Source organism: Paenibacillus ehimensis NBRC 15659, from assembly GCF_004000785.1.
Lineage (GTDB): Bacteria > Bacillota > Bacilli > Paenibacillales > NBRC-103111 > Paenibacillus_G > Paenibacillus_G ehimensis.
Window position 1 is genome coordinate 17,481 of sequence record NZ_BILX01000014.1, and the last position, 16,299, is coordinate 33,779.

The 16,299-nt window shown below is 57.2% G+C and carries 12 protein-coding genes; 7 read left to right on the plus strand and 5 right to left on the minus strand.

The features are described from left to right. Window positions 1-149: 149 nt before the first annotated feature. Window positions 150-1,667 (plus strand): sensor domain-containing diguanylate cyclase, encoded by a 1,518-nt coding sequence (locus tag PEH01S_RS10630; RefSeq protein WP_164827780.1) that lies wholly within the window; start codon window positions 150-152, stop codon window positions 1,665-1,667. Between the two features lie 26 nt (window positions 1,668-1,693). Here PEH01S_RS10630 and pdxR read toward each other — a convergent pair whose 3' ends face one another. Together pdxR and PEH01S_RS10640 are read right to left on the minus strand one after the other, a co-directional pair. Beyond that, on the minus strand, window positions 1,694-3,130 hold the full coding sequence (gene pdxR, locus PEH01S_RS10635) for a MocR-like pyridoxine biosynthesis transcription factor PdxR (protein WP_127485324.1): 1,437 nt from the start codon (window positions 3,128-3,130) through the stop codon (window positions 1,694-1,696). 31 nt (window positions 3,131-3,161) lie between these two features. Beyond that, window positions 3,162-3,374 (minus strand): hypothetical protein, encoded by a 213-nt coding sequence (locus PEH01S_RS10640; protein WP_025847835.1) that lies wholly within the window; start codon window positions 3,372-3,374, stop codon window positions 3,162-3,164. Window positions 3,375-3,641: 267 nt separating this feature from the next. Here PEH01S_RS10640 and PEH01S_RS10645 point away from each other — a divergent pair, with 267 nt between their 5' ends. The 5 genes from PEH01S_RS10645 to PEH01S_RS10665 all read left to right on the plus strand — a co-directional run bounded on the left by PEH01S_RS10645 (window position 3,642) and on the right by PEH01S_RS10665 (window position 10,857). After that, a complete protein-coding gene (locus PEH01S_RS10645; protein WP_127485326.1) occupies window positions 3,642-6,899 on the plus strand; it encodes an FG-GAP repeat domain-containing protein in 3,258 nt (1,085 codons plus the stop codon). 139 nt (window positions 6,900-7,038) lie between these two features. Then, on the plus strand, window positions 7,039-7,290 hold the full coding sequence (locus PEH01S_RS10650; protein ID WP_025847831.1) for an acyl carrier protein: 252 nt from the start codon (window positions 7,039-7,041) through the stop codon (window positions 7,288-7,290). 4 nt (window positions 7,291-7,294) lie between these two features. After that, on the plus strand, window positions 7,295-8,491 hold the full coding sequence (locus PEH01S_RS10655) for a class-II aminoacyl-tRNA synthetase family protein (RefSeq protein WP_127485328.1): 1,197 nt from the start codon (window positions 7,295-7,297) through the stop codon (window positions 8,489-8,491). Window positions 8,492-8,561: 70 nt separating this feature from the next. Next, window positions 8,562-9,530 (plus strand): hypothetical protein, encoded by a 969-nt coding sequence (locus PEH01S_RS10660; protein ID WP_127485330.1) that lies wholly within the window; start codon window positions 8,562-8,564, stop codon window positions 9,528-9,530. Window positions 9,531-9,705: 175 nt separating this feature from the next. Then, on the plus strand, window positions 9,706-10,857 hold the full coding sequence (locus tag PEH01S_RS10665; RefSeq protein WP_127485332.1) for an MBOAT family O-acyltransferase: 1,152 nt from the start codon (window positions 9,706-9,708) through the stop codon (window positions 10,855-10,857). Window positions 10,858-10,923: 66 nt separating this feature from the next. Here PEH01S_RS10665 and PEH01S_RS10670 read toward each other — a convergent pair whose 3' ends face one another. Beyond that, window positions 10,924-11,211, minus strand: a complete 288-nt coding sequence (locus PEH01S_RS10670; protein WP_127485334.1) for a hypothetical protein — start codon at window positions 11,209-11,211, stop codon at window positions 10,924-10,926. Between the two features lie 265 nt (window positions 11,212-11,476). Here PEH01S_RS10670 and PEH01S_RS10675 point away from each other — a divergent pair, with 265 nt between their 5' ends. Continuing rightward, entirely contained in the window at window positions 11,477-12,445 is a 969-nt protein-coding gene (locus PEH01S_RS10675) for a sugar phosphate isomerase/epimerase family protein (protein ID WP_127485336.1), read from the plus strand. A 151-nt stretch (window positions 12,446-12,596) separates the two neighbouring features. On the opposite strand, the gene PEH01S_RS10680 is transcribed toward PEH01S_RS10675, so the two are convergent. Beyond that, window positions 12,597-12,812 (minus strand): hypothetical protein, encoded by a 216-nt coding sequence (locus PEH01S_RS10680; protein ID WP_025847818.1) that lies wholly within the window; start codon window positions 12,810-12,812, stop codon window positions 12,597-12,599. 602 nt (window positions 12,813-13,414) lie between these two features. After that, window positions 13,415-16,297 (minus strand): excinuclease ABC subunit UvrA, encoded by a 2,883-nt coding sequence (uvrA, locus tag PEH01S_RS10685; RefSeq protein ID WP_127485338.1) that lies wholly within the window; start codon window positions 16,295-16,297, stop codon window positions 13,415-13,417. Between the last annotated feature and the right edge of the window lie 2 nt (window positions 16,298-16,299).

Here is a 16,299-nt window from a genome sequence, read left to right on the forward strand (position 1 = left end):
AGAAACGGAGGCGACAAACCATGGCAAGCCCTTGCCAACGCACGCTTAAAACTCATTAAATGGAAATGACGAATAAAGAGGGAATTTGTCAGATTATGACGAATATTGAGAGTACTTGTTTATCCAAACGATCCGATTCGGAGGACGCAATGTTCAAAGATTTCATAACGAATGCGTCGCTGCTGGTGACCTCGTTTTTTATCATCGGCCAACTATTCAAAGACTATCGGCTGAGGCCGTCTTCTTCGTGGAAGATGAAGACGGCGTTAGGCGTTTGCTTCGGACTGCAGGGTATCCTGCTTATGATTTACAGCGTGCGCGTGAACGAGTTCGTCATCGTCGATCTGCGTCATATCCCGACGGTCGTCGCAGCGATGCAGGGCGGGCCGGTTTCCGCCGTCGTCAGCGCGATCATCATCACTTTTGGAAGAATCGGCCTATTCGGTCCATCCCATTCTTCGATAGTCGCCTCGATCCTCATGCTGTTGATCGGCATTACCTGCGGCGCATTGGCGGGGCGCAAAGGCCTGTCCTTGCGGCGGTTTCTGCTGCTCAATACCGTCGCGATGATCTATGTGTCCGCTGCGGTTTCCCTGAACCTCCATATGAATGCTCTGCTGCAGCAGCTCGCGAGCATACTCGCTTATCATTGGCTCATATCCACCGTTGTCGGGCTGCTGTCCCTTTATGCTTTTCTTTACATCGTCCGGGCCCATGAATCGACCCGGCAATTGCAGGAAAGCGAAGCGCGCTACAAGCGGCTCATTACAGCTTCGCCGGACGCCACCTTGGTGCTGAGCCAGGATCTTATTGTCTTTATTAACGAAAAAGGAATCCGGCTGCTCCGGGCCGCTGCAAGAAAAGAATTGCTCGGCCGGTCGATCTATGACTTCTTTCATCCGGATAACCGTAATACGGCATGGACGCACTGTCAGGACATCCGGTCCGGCAAAGCGCAGCCCGAGCTGATCGAGCAAAAGCTTGTATGCCTGGACGACACCGAAATCATCGTCGAGCTGTCCGTATCGCCTACGGTATACAAAGGCAGCGCTGCCCTGCTCGTTACGCTAAGGGACATTACGGGCCGCAAAACGACCGAGCGCCAGCTGCAGGAAGCGCTGACCCTTCTGCAAAAGCTCTCGGACCTCGACGGTCTGACGGGCATCGCGAACCGCCGAAAGCTGGACGAGCATTTGGCCGAAGCCTGGTCGGGCTGCGCGGCGAGCCGGACGCCGTTATCCGTCATTATGTTCGACGTCGATCATTTCAAGGCGTTTAACGATTCGTACGGACATTTGGGCGGAGATGAGGTGCTGCGCACGATTGCCTCGACGGCCAACGCCGTGCTGCTGCAACAATCTCATTTCATCGCGAGGTATGGGGGCGAGGAATTTGCCTGTGTTCTCACGGAGGTTGGGGCGGAGGAGGCTTACGAATGGGCGGAGTCGATCCGAATGGCCGTAGAACGGCTTGCCTTGCCGTACAAACAGTCGGACGCAAGCCAGTATGTCACGGTCAGCCTGGGGCTTGCCACTCTCGTGCCTGACGCATCCGCTCCCCCTGAGCAATTGATCGATCTGGCGGATAAAGCGCTGTACCAAGCCAAGGCCGAAGGCCGCAACCGGACGGTATGCTATGGCAGCACCGACGAGACGGCCGATCAATAAGGCCAGGACGTCTGCCTTTAGGAGTGTCACCGCTTGGAAGCCGCCCGGAAGGCCTCGGCGAAGCGCGCCGCCCCGACAGCGATGTCCTTCTTGGAAGGACGCGCGAACGTTAACCGCACATGGCCGCTGTCCGGCCCGAACACGCTTCCCGGCACGAACAGCACGCCGCGTTTGATTCCCTCGTCAAGCAGCCTCGCCGCCGAAACTCCCCCTGCAAGCTTTCCCCACAAGTAAAGTCCGCCGTCCGGCCGCTCAAACGTCATTTCCCCTTGCAGATGCGCATCCAGCTCCTTCATCAGCAGCTCGCTCTTCAGCTTCAGCGCGCGCCGGACCCGAAGCAGGTGCCTGTGAAAAAAGTCGGAAGCCAAAAAACGCGCGGACAGCCATTCCGGGAGAACGCTCGGTCCCATATCCATCTGCTGTCTGGCTGACGACAGCTGACGAATGACGGTGTCTGGGCCGACCAGCCACCCGGTTCTCAGACCTGGCGCCGCCATTTTGGACAGCGAGCCGACATACAGCACGACGCCTCTCGTATCCATCGCTTTCAGCGGTACCGGAGGCTCGTCCCGAAATGCGGCCAAGCCGTACGGATCGTCTTCCACAATCGGAATGCCCAGCTCTGCTGCGATTTCAAGCAGCCGTTTTCGGCGGTCCGAACGAAGGGTGCGGCCCGTCGGATTTTGAAACGCGGGATTCAAAATCAGCATGCGCAGCTTGTCCTTGCGGATCGCTGCCGCCAGCTCGTCGGGCCGGATTCCCGCCTCATCCGCGGGCAGCGCGACCGTCCGCAGCCCGGCGCTTGGCAGGACATGGGACGAGTAATGATACGACGGAACCTCGATGCCCACCGCATCCCCCGGACGCAGCAGACAGCGAGCAATAAGATACAGCGCCTGCTGAATGCCCGACGTGACGAAGATGGACGAAGCGGTCGCATCCACCTGGCGGTAGGTGCGCAAGTAAACGGCGAGCGCTTCCCGAAGCGGGTAAAACCCTTGCGGGTCCGTATACCCCAGCGGCTCCGTGAGCGGCTGCTCGCGCATCAGCTGCCGGAACGCCTCCATCGGAATCAGGTCCTCCGACAGCTCGCTGCCGGCCAGATCAACGACCTCCGCGCCTTTCCGGGCTTCCTCCCGGACTTTGCGAAGCAGGGGAGAGCCCGGCGGGGGACTTTGCTCGGCGTAGGCCTGCCAATCGACGGCAGGCTTCGGCGATTCCTCCCACTTTTGCAGGCTGACCCGGGTCCCGCTCCCTTTCCTGCGGTCGATCAACCCCCGGGAACGCAGCTCTTCGTAGGCTTGGATAATCGTGCTGCGGTTGAGCTGCCACTGCCCGGCCAGCTTGCGCTCCGGCGGCAGGATCGAGCCCGGCGGCAGCTCCCCGAGAACGATGCGCCGTTCGAAATAATCGGCGATTTGTCGGTACATGGGCACGTGGCCCAAGCGGTCCGGTTTCCACATGGTCGGTCCCTTTCTTCTGCCGCAGTCTGGATTACATATAGTACATGTATAACGCGAAAACCAGATAGCCGCCGAAGAGAACGACGGCATAAATCCATGTCAGCCGCAGCAGATTTTTTCCCGTCCGCTGGTCGTAGGTCGGGTTGCCTTCTTTATTTTTGGCCGATACGCCCACCACAATGGTAGCAATCAGCGCGAACAGAACGATAACGAAAATAAGCAGATACAGCATCCATTCGTTCATCAGGAGCTTCCGTCCTTTCTTCTATAATAAAGGATAATCTTCTCGAAAAGTATGCGTCCTACTCTTACTTTACATGAGAACGAATACGGCGTAACCCCCCAATCAGCCGCTTTTCTACCCATCCAATTTTCCATTCTCGGCGCTATTGGATGGGTCGATTTACGGGGGCGCGGAGGCCCCGGCCGGACCGCGCAAAAGTTAACAAAGCCCGCCATCCGTGCTATAATGGCAAGGGAATCTAGCCTAACGAGCAATGAGGAGATTTTTTTGAATCGACAACGAGCTTATCGCAAGGCGGCGGCGATTGCGATTGTTGCAATTGCGGCCGTCGTTCTCGTCTTCCTGCTGACAGCGAACAAGGAGCTGAAGGTGCGCCTGCTCTACGCTACCGCAAGCGGCGCTTCCGATTCGACCGCCTACGCACAGCTGCGTCAGTCGCCGGTCGTCGGTCTGGAGCTGGAGCGGCAGGAGCTGAGCCGCCTGAGCGCACGCGAGCTCCGGTCTTACGATTCGGTTTATTTGGACCCGTTGCTGCACGGGAGCATGACAGACGCCCAGCGCGAGCTTCTTCAAGCTTACGTCCGGGAAGGCGGGCATTTATTTCTTGAAAACCCGTTTGCGGACGATTTTGACCCCGGCTTTCTCGGAGGGGGACAGGTCGTCGACGTCCCTGCGCCGGCCCGCAGCGCGCTCGGAGCCGGAGGCGGAAGTCCGTCCCTTTGGTCTTATCCCGATGTCGATGCCGACCTGCAAAGCGTCCAGCAGCTGCTGCGGTCGTTCGCGGACAGCTTCTTCCGGCACGACACCGAGGGCAGCTTGAGCCGGTTCTACTGGGGGAAAGGACTTGTCCCTTCCACGGCGCAGACGCTCGCTTCCATGAACGGCATCTCGCTTTATACGTTGAACCGGTACGGGGAAGGCACGGTTTTTTTTAGCGGCACGCTGCTGCCGAACCGGTATTTTGTGACGGGCTACGATCTAAGCAGCGGCATGGACCCGAAGCTCGGCTTCGAGAAGCTCGCGGCGGACACGAATGCGGCCAAGAAGCCGACTCCGGACGCGCTGTATTTCGACCGCAGCCAGCTGCCGCTCGCACCCTATTTTCATTTCACGTTCGCAGCCGGGAACGCCCTGCTGCGCAGCGAATACGCCGCCTTCGTCTCCAAGACGAAGCTTGGCTACAGCGTCAAAAAGTCGTACGGGCCTTACGGCCGGCCGGCGATGGCGTACCAGAACCATTTTGAAGCGCTGGAAGCGATCCGCGACGGCGAAGGCATCCAGTGGGCGGAGCTGCTCAAGAAGTACAAGCAGATCCCGTCATTCTCGCTGGTCCGCTCGTCGTTCACATGGGGGCGTTGGCAGGAATCGGTCGTCGTCCACTTGAATACCGGAACGAACGACACACCCGCTTTCGCCGGCGAGACGCCGAATTCGTTCTATTCGAGCGGCACGCGCCTGTCGGCCGACGGACAGTCGATCCGGCTGGCCAATTATCCGGATTACCGCTCGCTCGGCGATCCGATTACGCTGCCCTACCGCGCGTACCCCGCGTTGGCCGACCTTGCCGGCGACGGCCGGCCCGACCTGATCGTCGGGTCGGCCGACGGCGGATTATACGTTTACCGGAACGCCGGTGAAACGGAAGGAGCCTACGCCGGGCAGCAGCTCCCGGCGGGACTGAAGGCGCCGGCGGCGTTCGCGCGGCGCGAGCCCTTGCGGCTCCCAAGCGGGGAGCCGCTGAAGGTCGGATCGTACGCCAGCGTGGCGGCGGTTGATCTGAACGGCGACGGCCGGCCGGATCTGCTGATCGGCCAGCCGGACGGCACGCTCGCGGTCGCCTATGGCGAAGCCGGCGGCGCGTTCAAGGCGCCCGTCCCGCTGCTGGCGGACGGGAAGCTGATCCGCGGCGCGGCGCCGATCGCGCCGGCCGTGGGCGACGTCACCGGAGACGGCGTCCCCGATCTCGTGATCGGGGATGCCGGCGGGCAGGTGACGCTGTACCGCGGCACGCGCGGAGCGAACGGCGCGGTGGCCTGGCACGCGGGCGAAGCGCTGTTCACGCTGTCTGCGCGGTTTGCGGCGCCATCCGTCCGCGACATGAACGGGGACGGCAAAGCCGATCTCGTCGTCGGCACCGGCGAAGGCGACCTGCGCGTTTTCATCCAGGAGGACTCGGGCAGCGAGCGTGCCACCTGGGTCGACAAAGGCGTCATCGAAGCGGCGACCGTCAACCAGCTCGGCAACCATGCGCTCGTCGGCGGGCATAACGCGGTCCCGCTCTGGTACGACCTGAACGGGGACGGCAAGGACGATCTGATCGTCGGGCAGCTCGAATTCGGCATCCCGTCGACCGTCGACGATCCGAAGTTCCCGTATGCGGACCAGTTGAACGAATTTATCCGGTACACGAAAGACAACCGTCTGGAACTGTACCCGCACATTTTTGTCCATAACTTTACGAGCGACGCGCAGGAGAAGCAGGAAATCGCGCTGCATCAAGAAGCGTTCGAGAAGCTCGGCATCCCGTGGGGCATGACCGGCACGAACCAGCATACGTGGCGGATCAACAACCCGGACCGCAGCCAGACGCTGCGCAACGAGCGGGAATCCGGTATTTGGTTCAACTTCGGCTTCAAGCCGTCGCATATCAAAGCCGATCCGCGTCTCGGGGTCGAATATAACTGGGGTCTGCCGTTTCTCATGACCGATGCGGCGGGAGAGCCCGACTTAAACAAGCCGATGATGCTGAATACCCCGGCGCCGGTGCTGCGCACGGACACGCATTATTCGACGAAAGATATTTTCGAAGCGTACGCGGCGTTCGACCTCCCGATCGATTATTTCGAGCACATCGAGTACCATTTCCCGACCCGAGTGCCGGAGCTGCTGGAATTTGTCCGGTATTTGGACAAGCTTCGGAACGACTATAGCTACAACTTTATGACCGAGCCCCAAATGGCGCGCTCGTTCCTGAATGCGATGACGACCCGCGTCGAGCTGTACCGGCCATGGCACGAGGTCGTCACGGACCGCGTCAAGAAAATGCTCGGCATGACCGTCGAGCCCGGCTTCCGCGTCAAGGCGATCACCGCCGATGTTCCTGCGCAGGCCGCCGAATACCTCGGCACGCTCGGCCTTGTCGTAGACCGTGGTCAGCCTTACGCGGCCAAGCAAGCGGTCACCGATGCCGAGGTGCGCGATACGCGCGGCGGCAAGCTGTACCTGGGCGTACCGCAGACAGCCGCCATCCGGTTCGCCTCGCCTGAACGGGCGGAGGCGCTCGGCAGCGAGCCGCATCTGACGCGCTCGAACGTGCCGTACGAGCTGCAAAAATCCGCGGACCGCTGGACGCTGAAGCTGAACGCGCCCGGCATGCAGCAGGTGCAGATTTACAGCGCCGAGCCGCTGACCATCGAAGGATCGGGTCTGACCGTCGACCGGGACGAAGCGAAAAAGACTTATACGGTCACGCATTACGGCGATCCGGTGACGCTAACCGTTGCCAAAACGGCCCCGGCCCGTTAGCTTGCATTCATTCTTCATGCGGACGGCCGGTGCGGCAGGCCTCCTGGTCCCGCAATCGGCCGTTCCGCTTGTATGCCGGCACTCGTTGCAAGGCCGGCGCATATCGCTTGATCTTACTTTATCCGAGGAGGCTTACCCCATGCAGGAATTGCTGGAACAGCTTGAGGCACACATCAAGAGCCGTTACGAAATCGAAGACGATGACGACGATTTTTCCGTAGACGTACACCTGTTCGATTATGGATACATTGATTCCATCGGAGCTACGGCGCTGATCGCGCATATCGAGAAAACGTACGGCATCCAAGTGACGAATCAGGACTTAATGCTGTACCCGCTCAATACCGTCCGCGAAATCGCGACGTTCATCCACAACAAGAAAGAGAGGTAAGCCCATGGAATGCGTCGTATCTTTGGAGGGGCTCGCCTCCAGCCAGCACGGACAGCTCAAATACGCCGCGGCGTTTATTGACGAAACGATCCGCGACATCCGGCTTGAATCCGGACACATTCATATCGTTCACGACTCCCCGAAAGGCAACGCCGCCATCGAAGAGCGGGTGCGCAAGCTGATCGACCGTTTCTCGCAAGGAGATTTCGGCTTCAAGGAAAACATCCTGTTCGAGCATAAGGCCGATACTCCTTACGAAGCCGATATCATCGCCGAGCTTGTCGAGCGCAAAATCATCAAAGTGCTGGAGCCGGGCCTGTTTATTTTCCGCGAGCCGTTCTCCAGCCTGATGCGTTTTCTCGACTACAGCTTCGTCACGAAAATCGCGAACCGTTTTGCAGGAATTACAGAGGAGCAGTATCCGGCCGTCATTCATTGTGATACGCTGAACAAAACCAATCACTTTACCTCGTTTCCGGAGCATATTCACTTCCTGTCGCACCTGCGCGAGGACCTCGACATTATCGAAGCGTTCTCCCAATCGATCCGTGACGCCGGTGGCTGGAAGCAGGAGCAGCCGCTCGATCTGAACGCCAACCTGGCGAAGCCGAAATTTACGATGAACCCTTCCACCTGCTACCACTGCTATGAGGGGCTGCAGAACGAGACGCTCGAAGGCGACGGCGTGACCGTGACGGCCATCTCCAAATGCCACCGCTTCGAATCGCGCAATCATACGGACTTCGGACGCCTGCTCGATTTCAGCATGCGGGAGATTATCTTCGTCGGCAAACCGGATTATGTGAAGGAGAACCGGCTGCGCGCCATCGAATATTTGAAGGAGCTGGCCGTCGAATGGAATGTGGACAGCGTCCTGGAAATCGCGAACGATCCGTTTTTCACAAATGACTTCCAAGTCAAAGCATCGTTCCAGCGGAACCAAGAAATGAAGTACGAGCTCCGGCTGACGATTCCGAACATCAAAAAGTCGATCGCCTGCAGCTCCGTCAATTTCCACAGCAACACATTCGGCAATGCTTTCAATATTAAAATGGGCAAGCGCAACGCCGTTACCGGCTGTGTCGGGTTCGGCATCGAACGCTGGGCGTTCGCCTTCCTCGCGCAATACGGCTTGGACGAAGCGAACTGGCCTGCAGCGTTCCGCGAGCAGTACCACGCGTGGCAGCAAAAATCGCTCTAGCACCGTAACCCGTGATTCTGTGATTGATAACTAATGATCGCCTTCATTAGAAAGTGTGGGTTTTCCCGTTATGATCGCTTTTCTTCGCAAAAACAGCTTCGTGCTGCTGCTGTTGGCCGCTTTCGTGCTGTCGGACGTGCTCATCTCCTGGTGGGACCCGATGGTGACGTCGCGGCGTTTTTATAAGAACGATTTTACGAAGACGCTCTTCCATCACGATGGGCAGAATCGGGGGCCGGCCTTTTACGGCAACTCCGCGGTGACGGGAGCGTATATCGAGGCGGATTCGTCGGCCAAGCTGGTGGAGCTCGGGCTTTCCTACGGCAAGCTGACCGATCTGAAAGCGATTTTGGAGCAGCAGCGCTTCCAGGTGGAGGGACAGCTTGTCGTCGGCATCGACGTTCATACGATGATCGACAGTCTGGAAACGGACCCGACCTACCAGTGGTTCAAGCCTTGGTACCAGCCTTATGTCTACGCGTACCGCGACTATTTCCGCGATACGGGGACGGAAATTGCCTGCGGCTTGTACCAAGGGCTTCTGAGGCAGGACGCCGCCCAATTCAAAACATGCGCCCGCTTCCCGGAGACGCTGAAGCTGAGCGCGTCCGATCCGCTGGCCTACCAGCCGCGCTGGATCGACAAGGAGCTTTATTTCGGCCGAAAATCCGATGAGGATCTCCGCAAAAAGTGGGACGAGTACGAGGAGCGGTTCGGCTGGATGACCAACCGGGATTTCAAGAACAATCTGGACGCATTGGACTTCATCATCGCTTACAGCAAGCAGCAAGGCTTGCCGCTGCGCGTCGTCTGGATGCCTTGGAACCGCGGCTACAAGCTGCCGGGCTACATGCCTGCTTTGCAGGAAGAAGTCAACCGCCGACTGCAGGCGGCCGGCGTGCCGATGCTCGATCTGCTGACGGCATACGATCCGAAATATTTTCACGATCTCGTTCATCTGAGCCGTCAGGAAGGCGCTCCCGTGTTTACGAAGGAGGTGGACGCATGGCTCGCTTCGCTCGCAAAATCGTCGAAGTGATCGTTTATCTCGCCATGCTCGTCATGGTGCTGATCTACTTTACCGGCAAAGGATTGTTCATCTACGAAGGGTTCTGATCTTGTCTTGATCGGTGCGAACCCCGATCGGTCCTTCCGTCCCGCTCCGGGCCGGTTTCCGACCCGTACGGCGGATGCATATGTTGGAGGAATCTTCGATGTGGTATTTAAATATGAACGCGGTTATGGCCATGGCCGGCATGGTGCTCGTGCTTGCCCTAACCCGGCGGTGGGCGGATAACAAGCGGCTGCTGCTGCTCGCGTTCAACCTATGCTTTTTGCTGCTGTTCAGTCAAAAGCTGCTTGCTTTTTACCTGGCCTACACGGCGCTGAACTACTTGGCCTTTTTATTTCTCAGCCACACGTCACGCTTTCGCAAGGGTTGGTTCATTCTGCTGATCGCGGCCAATGTGGCGGCTGTCTGCTCACTGCGGCTGTTCGGGATGGAGGTATTTACTCATCCGCTGTTTGACGTTGCGATGGTGCTCGGCTTGATCTACAACGTGCTCAAGGTGATCGACGCGCTATATTTCGCCTACTTCTTCGGCAAAGACGCCCGTGCAAAGGTTGTCGACTACTTCAACTATATTTTGTTCATCCCGACGTTCACGTCCGGCCCGATTCTCAAGTTCCGCGATTTCATGGCGGATACGAAGCAGCCGTATCGGGTGGATGCCGCACAGACGGAAAGCAGCATCAAACGCATCATTCTCGGTCTGTTCAAGAAGATCGTGCTGGTCACATGGATGACCGACGTGTTCGACCACTTATCGGGGCAGGAGCTTTATACGCATCAGTCGTTATTTTTGATGGTCTGGTTTTATGCCTTGATCTACTTCGATTTCTCCGGCTACTCCGATATTGCGATCGGCTTCGGACGGCTGATGGGCTACAACATACCGGAAAACTTCAAGAAGCCGTTCCAGTCGCCGACGCTGACGCAGTACTGGCGCAATTGGCACGCTACGCTCGGCGACTGGTTCCGCGATCACATTTTTATCTTTTTCTCGCGTCAAACGCCGACCAAATGGACCGCAGCCGGCCTGTCCATCCTTATTATGGTGCTGATCGGGCTATGGCACGGCTTTAGCTGGCTTTACCTGCTATGGGGTGTCTACCACGGCGTGCTGATCGCGCTGGAAAATCTGCTCGGGAAGACGACGGTTAACAAGAAAAAAGTATCGCGGACGTACTTCTACGCCCGCTGCGCGTTGACCCAGCTGCTTGTGACAGCGGCAGTCATCGTTTACAGCGGCAAAAGCGAAACGGTCCTCCACATTTACCGCGGTCTCCTGAACTGGCCGTTCTGAGCATAATGAAAGCAGCGTCCCTTTGCGGGCGCTGCTTGTTTTTTTACGCGATCTCGCGAAAATAACTTAACTGGCATCGGATTGCTTCGTGGGCGTCTCCACGACTTCTTTGGCCGGGGCAGCTTGAACCGCGCATTGCAGCTGGTTGCCGTTTGCCGTTATATACAATTCCCCCACATATTGAAACACATCATCGCTGTCCTTCTTATGTACATGCACGCAGCCCGATTTCGTATTGATATTGAGCGAGAGCTGATCGGGCAGCTCCACCAAGCAGTGAAACTTTTTAAAGCCGTTTGGGAAACGCAGCCAAGTGCCTGACACGGTTTCAACAATTTGGGTGTCTTTGCTCATCGTACGATCCGCCCTTTCTTGAAAAAGTTGCCCCTTCTCCCCTCCAGTCCGAAGAGAATTATTTCCATTGTAAACCAATCAAAAGGAAAAGAAACGGGAACGTTGTCGAGCGTTTTTGTCGAAAAACCGCCGGAGTGGACAGGGGCATCCTCCCGGGCTCCCAATGTCCGAAACTCTTACTTTGAGTTGTCGGCAATTAATGATATAATTTGGATGAGCGTTCTATTGTACGCGCGTTCATTTCGATTATTTTCGGAGGTGTCCCATGAAATTAGGCGTGTTTACGGTATTATTCCAGCAAAAACCTTTCGAAGAAGCACTTGACTACATTGCTTCCAAAGGACTCGATGCCGTTGAAATCGGCACCGGTGGCTACCCGGGCAAAGCGCACTGCGACCCGGACGTGCTGCTTAGCGATAACGGCAAACTGAAAGCGTTCAAGCAAGCGATCGAATCCCGCGGACTGACGATCAGCGCGCTCAGCTGCCATGGCAACCCGCTCCATCCGCAAAAAGCGCTTGCTCAAGCCGATCACGAAGCGCTGCTCAAAACGGTCGACCTTGCCCAGAAGCTCGAGGTGCCTGTCGTCAATGCGTTCTCCGGCTGCCCGGGCGATTCCGATAACGCGAAATATCCGAACTGGCCGGTCGCTCCTTGGCCGCCCGATTTCCAAGAAATTCTCGACTGGCAGTGGGCCAACAAAGTGATTCCTTACTGGACGGAAACCGGCAAATATGCTTCCGACCGCGGTGTGAAATTCGGCCTCGAGCTTCACGGCGGCTTCTCCGTCCATACTCCGGCTACGCTCCTGCGTCTGCGCGAAGCGGCTGGCGACGTCATCGGCGCTAACCTGGACCCGAGCCATATGTGGTGGCAGGGCATCGATCCGGTGCAAGCGGTGAACATTCTCGGCCGCGCAGGCGCCATTCACCACTTCCATGCCAAAGATACGTCGATCGATCCGATCAACGTTAACCGTTACGGCGTCACGGATATGCAGTCCTACGCGAACATGCTGGACCGCGCTTGGCAGTTCCGTACCGTCGGCTACGGGCACGATCTCAAGACATGGGCGGACATTATCAGCGCACTTCGCTTGGTCGGATACGACTATGTCGTCAGCATCGAGCATGAAGACGGCTTGATGTCGGTGGACGAAGGCTTTACGAAAGCGGTGCAAAACCTGCAGCAAATTCTCATCAAAGAGCCGCTTGGCGAAATGTGGTGGGTTTAATCCAATGGAGCGCCCCTCTGCCTGAGGTAGCGCTCTTTTTTATTTTCAGGAATATCCTCTCGAAACGTCAAAAGGACAGCGTCCCTAAGAGGAGACCTGTCCTTGTCCGTGCATGTATGATCTTATTCGCACCTCTGCAAGCAGCGGCAGCTTACAGCTTGCCCATCCAGCCCATAACCATAATGACGTCCAGGGTTACGAATACGGCCAAGCTAACGAGACCGAAGCCAATGGCGAACGGATTTTTCTTTTTAGCGCCGAGCAACCGGATGATGCCGATAGCAATAATGATCGTGAACAAGATCACGAATATATCGAACCCGGAAAAGGTGCTCGTGGCTTGTGCCGCTTCTTCAGCCAAAAACATGGAGGGACCTCCTTCAATATGCGAAAATACTTAATCCTATCTTATCTTGACTAGCTTGGAAGTGCAAGCGATTTATCCAAGTGTAACAAGTTTGTCAACATTTTCACCGGGAAGCGGCAGGGCTTGACTTTTTGGCCGTTGCCCCCTTTGTGAGGCACTTCACTCAAGACGTGAAAGGCTTATATGAGAGCCTTTTCATCTATAGCTCGCATTCCGCCTATTTCTAATAAATCGTTATCAAATGGAACGCTGTAAACGATTTACCGGAATTGTGCAACATCAGGGAGGAGCCAAGACCCATGGCCTCCGAACCGTCCGTGATTTCTGCAATCTCCCGCGCAAATATAAAATGTCCATTTCTTCTAATATTTATAACTCCGGCCACACGGAAATTCAGTGTCTGGCCTTCCCCCCGCAACGAAAATGATCCGCGAAGAGGAAGTGCCCGACTTCCCACGTATGAAGTCGGCGGCGGCTTGTTGGCGAAACCGCCCCCCGCGAAGCAGCTCGATCCGTTCGTCCGCCGCGCTCGTAAAAACGCCGCTCTCAAGCGGGTTCCCGGCTTGGAGCAGCGTTTTCTCTATTCCTATGGGCCATCGAAGTTAAACGGCCGCATCTTCCATTTCTTTAAGCCGCTTATAGTAATCTTCGGAGCGCACTTTGTCGCGTTCCAAGATCGGTTTCAGGTATTTGCCTGTGTACGAGCCGCTTACCTTGACCACTTCCTCCGGCGTACCGGAAGCGACGATCGTACCGCCCCGGTTGCCGCCTTCCGGTCCGAGATCGATGATGTAATCGGCTGTCTTGATCACATCGAGATTGTGCTCGATGACGAGGACGGAATCGCCGTTCTCGACCAAGCGGTGCAGCACCTTAAGCAGCCGGTCGATATCATGAATATGCAATCCGGTCGTCGGCTCGTCCAGAATGTAGATCGTCTTGCCCGTGCTGCGCCGATAGAGCTCGGCTGCGAGCTTCACGCGCTGCGCCTCTCCTCCGGAGAGTGTCGTCGCCGGCTGTCCCAGGTTCATGTACCCGAGCCCGACGTCCAACAAGGTCTGCATTTTACGGTGAATGCGCGGAATGTTTTTGAAAAACTCGCACGCATCCTCGATTGTCATTTCCAACACTTCGGAAATGTTCTTGCCTTTATATTTCACTTCCAACGTTTCGCGGTTGTACCGTTTGCCTTTACATACCTCACACGGCACGTAAACGTCCGGCAGGAAGTGCATCTCGATCTTGATGATGCCGTCGCCCTTGCATGCCTCACAGCGTCCGCCCTTCACGTTAAAGCTGAACCGGCCCTTTTTGTAGCCGCGCACTTTCGCTTCGTTCGTCGCAGAGAAGACGTCACGGATATCGTCAAATACGCCGGTATACGTAGCCGGGTTCGAACGGGGCGTCCTGCCGATCGGCGATTGATCGATGTCGATCACTTTGTCGACATGCTCCAGTCCCTTGAACTCCTTGTATTCGCCCGGGCGAACCTTGGCGCCGTTCAGCTCTTTCGCCAACGTTTTGTACAAAATTTCGTTAATCAGCGTACTCTTGCCGGAGCCGGATACGCCGGTCACACAGCCGAATACCCCCAGCGGAAATTTCACATTGACGCCGCGCAGGTTGTTTTCTTTCGCCCCGCGGATTTCCAGCCACTTCCCATTCGGCTTCCGCCGCTCGGCAGGAACGGGAATAAACTTGCGGCCGCTGAGATATTGCCCGGTCAGCGATTCCTCGTCCTTCATAATCTCCTCAGGCGTGCCTTGGGCGATCACCTTGCCGCCATGAATGCCCGCTCCCGGCCCGATGTCGATGATGTAGTCGGCCGCCAGCATCGTATCTTCGTCGTGCTCGACCACAATCAGCGTATTGCCCAGATCCCGCATATGCTCCAACGTCTGGATCAACCGGTCGTTATCCCGCTGATGCAGGCCGATGCTTGGCTCGTCCAAGATGTACAGCACGCCCATCAGGCTCGACCCGATCTGTGTCGCCAGACGAATACGCTGCGCCTCGCCGCCGGAGAGCGTGCCCGCCGCGCGGTGCATCGTCAAGTAGTCGAGCCCGACATTGACGAGGAAGCCCAGACGCTCCTTGATTTCCTTCAGGATCAGATGCGCAATCTGCGTCTCGCGGTCAGTCAGCTTCAGCGAGTCGAACCATTGCTGCGCTTCCCCGATGGACAGCGAGGTGACATGCGCGATATTTTTATCCGCTACGGTTACCGCCAGCGTTTCCGGCTTCAGGCGGGCGCCCTTGCACTTGCCGCAAGGCTTGGCGCTCATGTACGTTTCGATATGCTCACGGATGCCGTCGGAGAACGTCTCCCGGTAACGGCGCTCCAGATTGTTCACGATGCCTTCAAAGGCAACCATTGCTTCCTTCTTATGGCCGAAATCGTTCTCGTACCGGAACCGCACCTTCTCCCCGCCGGTCCCGTACAACAGCTTCTGCATCTGCTCTTTCGTCAGCTCGCTGACAGGCGCATTTTTCGGAATGCCGTAGTGCTCGCACACCGCCGAAAGGAACTGCGGATAGTAGTTCGACGTGCTGCCGGCCCATGCCTCGAACGCCCCCTCTTCGATGGAAAGCTTCGAATTCGGAACGAGCAGGTCCGGGTCCACGATCATCTTTTGACCTAAGCCGTCACACTCGGGACAAGCGCCGAACGGACTGTTGAACGAAAACATCCGCGGCGCCAGCTCTTCGATACTGAAGCCGCACTCGGGGCAGGCCAGATTTTGGCTGAACAGGAGCTCTTCCTGATCGATCACGTCTACGATGACGCGCCCCTCGGCCAGTTTCAAGGCCGTTTCCAGCGAGTCGGCCAGACGTGTCTGGACATCGTCCTTCACGACGATCCGGTCCACGACCACCTCGATCGTGTGCTTTTTGTTTTTCTCCAGCTCGATCGTTTCGGACAGCTCGCGAAGCTCGCCGTTGACGCGTACGCGGACGAAGCCCTGCTTCTGGATATCCGCCAGCAGCTTCGAATGCTCGCCCTTGCGTCCCGAGACGATCGGCGCCAAAATTTGCAGCTTGGTACGCTCCGGATATTCCATGATCCGGTCAACCATCTGCTCGACGGTTTGCGAGGTAATCTCGATTTTATGCTCCGGACAGTGCGGACGCCCGATCCTGGCAAATAGTAGACGCAGATAGTCGTAAATTTCCGTTACCGTACCCACGGTGGAACGCGGGTTGCGGCTCGTCGTCTTCTGGTCGATGGAGATGGCCGGAGACAATCCCTCGATCGAGTCGACATCCGGTTTGTCCATCTGGCCGAGAAACTGCCGCGCGTAGGCGGACAGCGACTCGACATATCTTCTTTGCCCTTCGGCATAGATCGTATCGAACGCCAAGGACGATTTGCCGGAGCCGCTCAGGCCGGTCAGGACGACAAATTTATCCCGCGGAATGACGACGTCGATATTTTTCAGGTTGTGCGCCCTGGCGCCTTTAATTACAATGTTGTCTCTGGCCACGT

What these genes read in the sequence shown, in the direction of transcription:
- PEH01S_RS10680 (WP_025847818.1), bottom strand. Translation starts at nt 12,812, where the DNA reads ATGTTTTTGGCTGAAGAAGCGGCACAAGCCACGAGCACCTTTTCCGGG.
- PEH01S_RS10640 (WP_025847835.1), bottom strand. Translation starts at nt 3,374, where the DNA reads ATGAACGAATGGATGCTGTATCTGCTTATTTTCGTTATCGTTCTGTTC.
- PEH01S_RS10670 (WP_127485334.1), bottom strand. Translation starts at nt 11,211, where the DNA reads ATGAGCAAAGACACCCAAATTGTTGAAACCGTGTCAGGCACTTGGCTG.
- PEH01S_RS10655 (WP_127485328.1), top strand. Translation starts at nt 7,295, where the DNA reads ATGGAATGCGTCGTATCTTTGGAGGGGCTCGCCTCCAGCCAGCACGGA.
- PEH01S_RS10665 (WP_127485332.1), top strand. Translation starts at nt 9,706, where the DNA reads ATGTGGTATTTAAATATGAACGCGGTTATGGCCATGGCCGGCATGGTG.
- PEH01S_RS10630 (WP_164827780.1), top strand. Translation starts at nt 150, where the DNA reads ATGTTCAAAGATTTCATAACGAATGCGTCGCTGCTGGTGACCTCGTTT.
- PEH01S_RS10675 (WP_127485336.1), top strand. Translation starts at nt 11,477, where the DNA reads ATGAAATTAGGCGTGTTTACGGTATTATTCCAGCAAAAACCTTTCGAA.
- PEH01S_RS10660 (WP_127485330.1), top strand. Translation starts at nt 8,562, where the DNA reads ATGATCGCTTTTCTTCGCAAAAACAGCTTCGTGCTGCTGCTGTTGGCC.
- pdxR (WP_127485324.1), bottom strand. Translation starts at nt 3,130, where the DNA reads ATGTGGAAACCGGACCGCTTGGGCCACGTGCCCATGTACCGACAAATC.
- PEH01S_RS10650 (WP_025847831.1), top strand. Translation starts at nt 7,039, where the DNA reads ATGCAGGAATTGCTGGAACAGCTTGAGGCACACATCAAGAGCCGTTAC.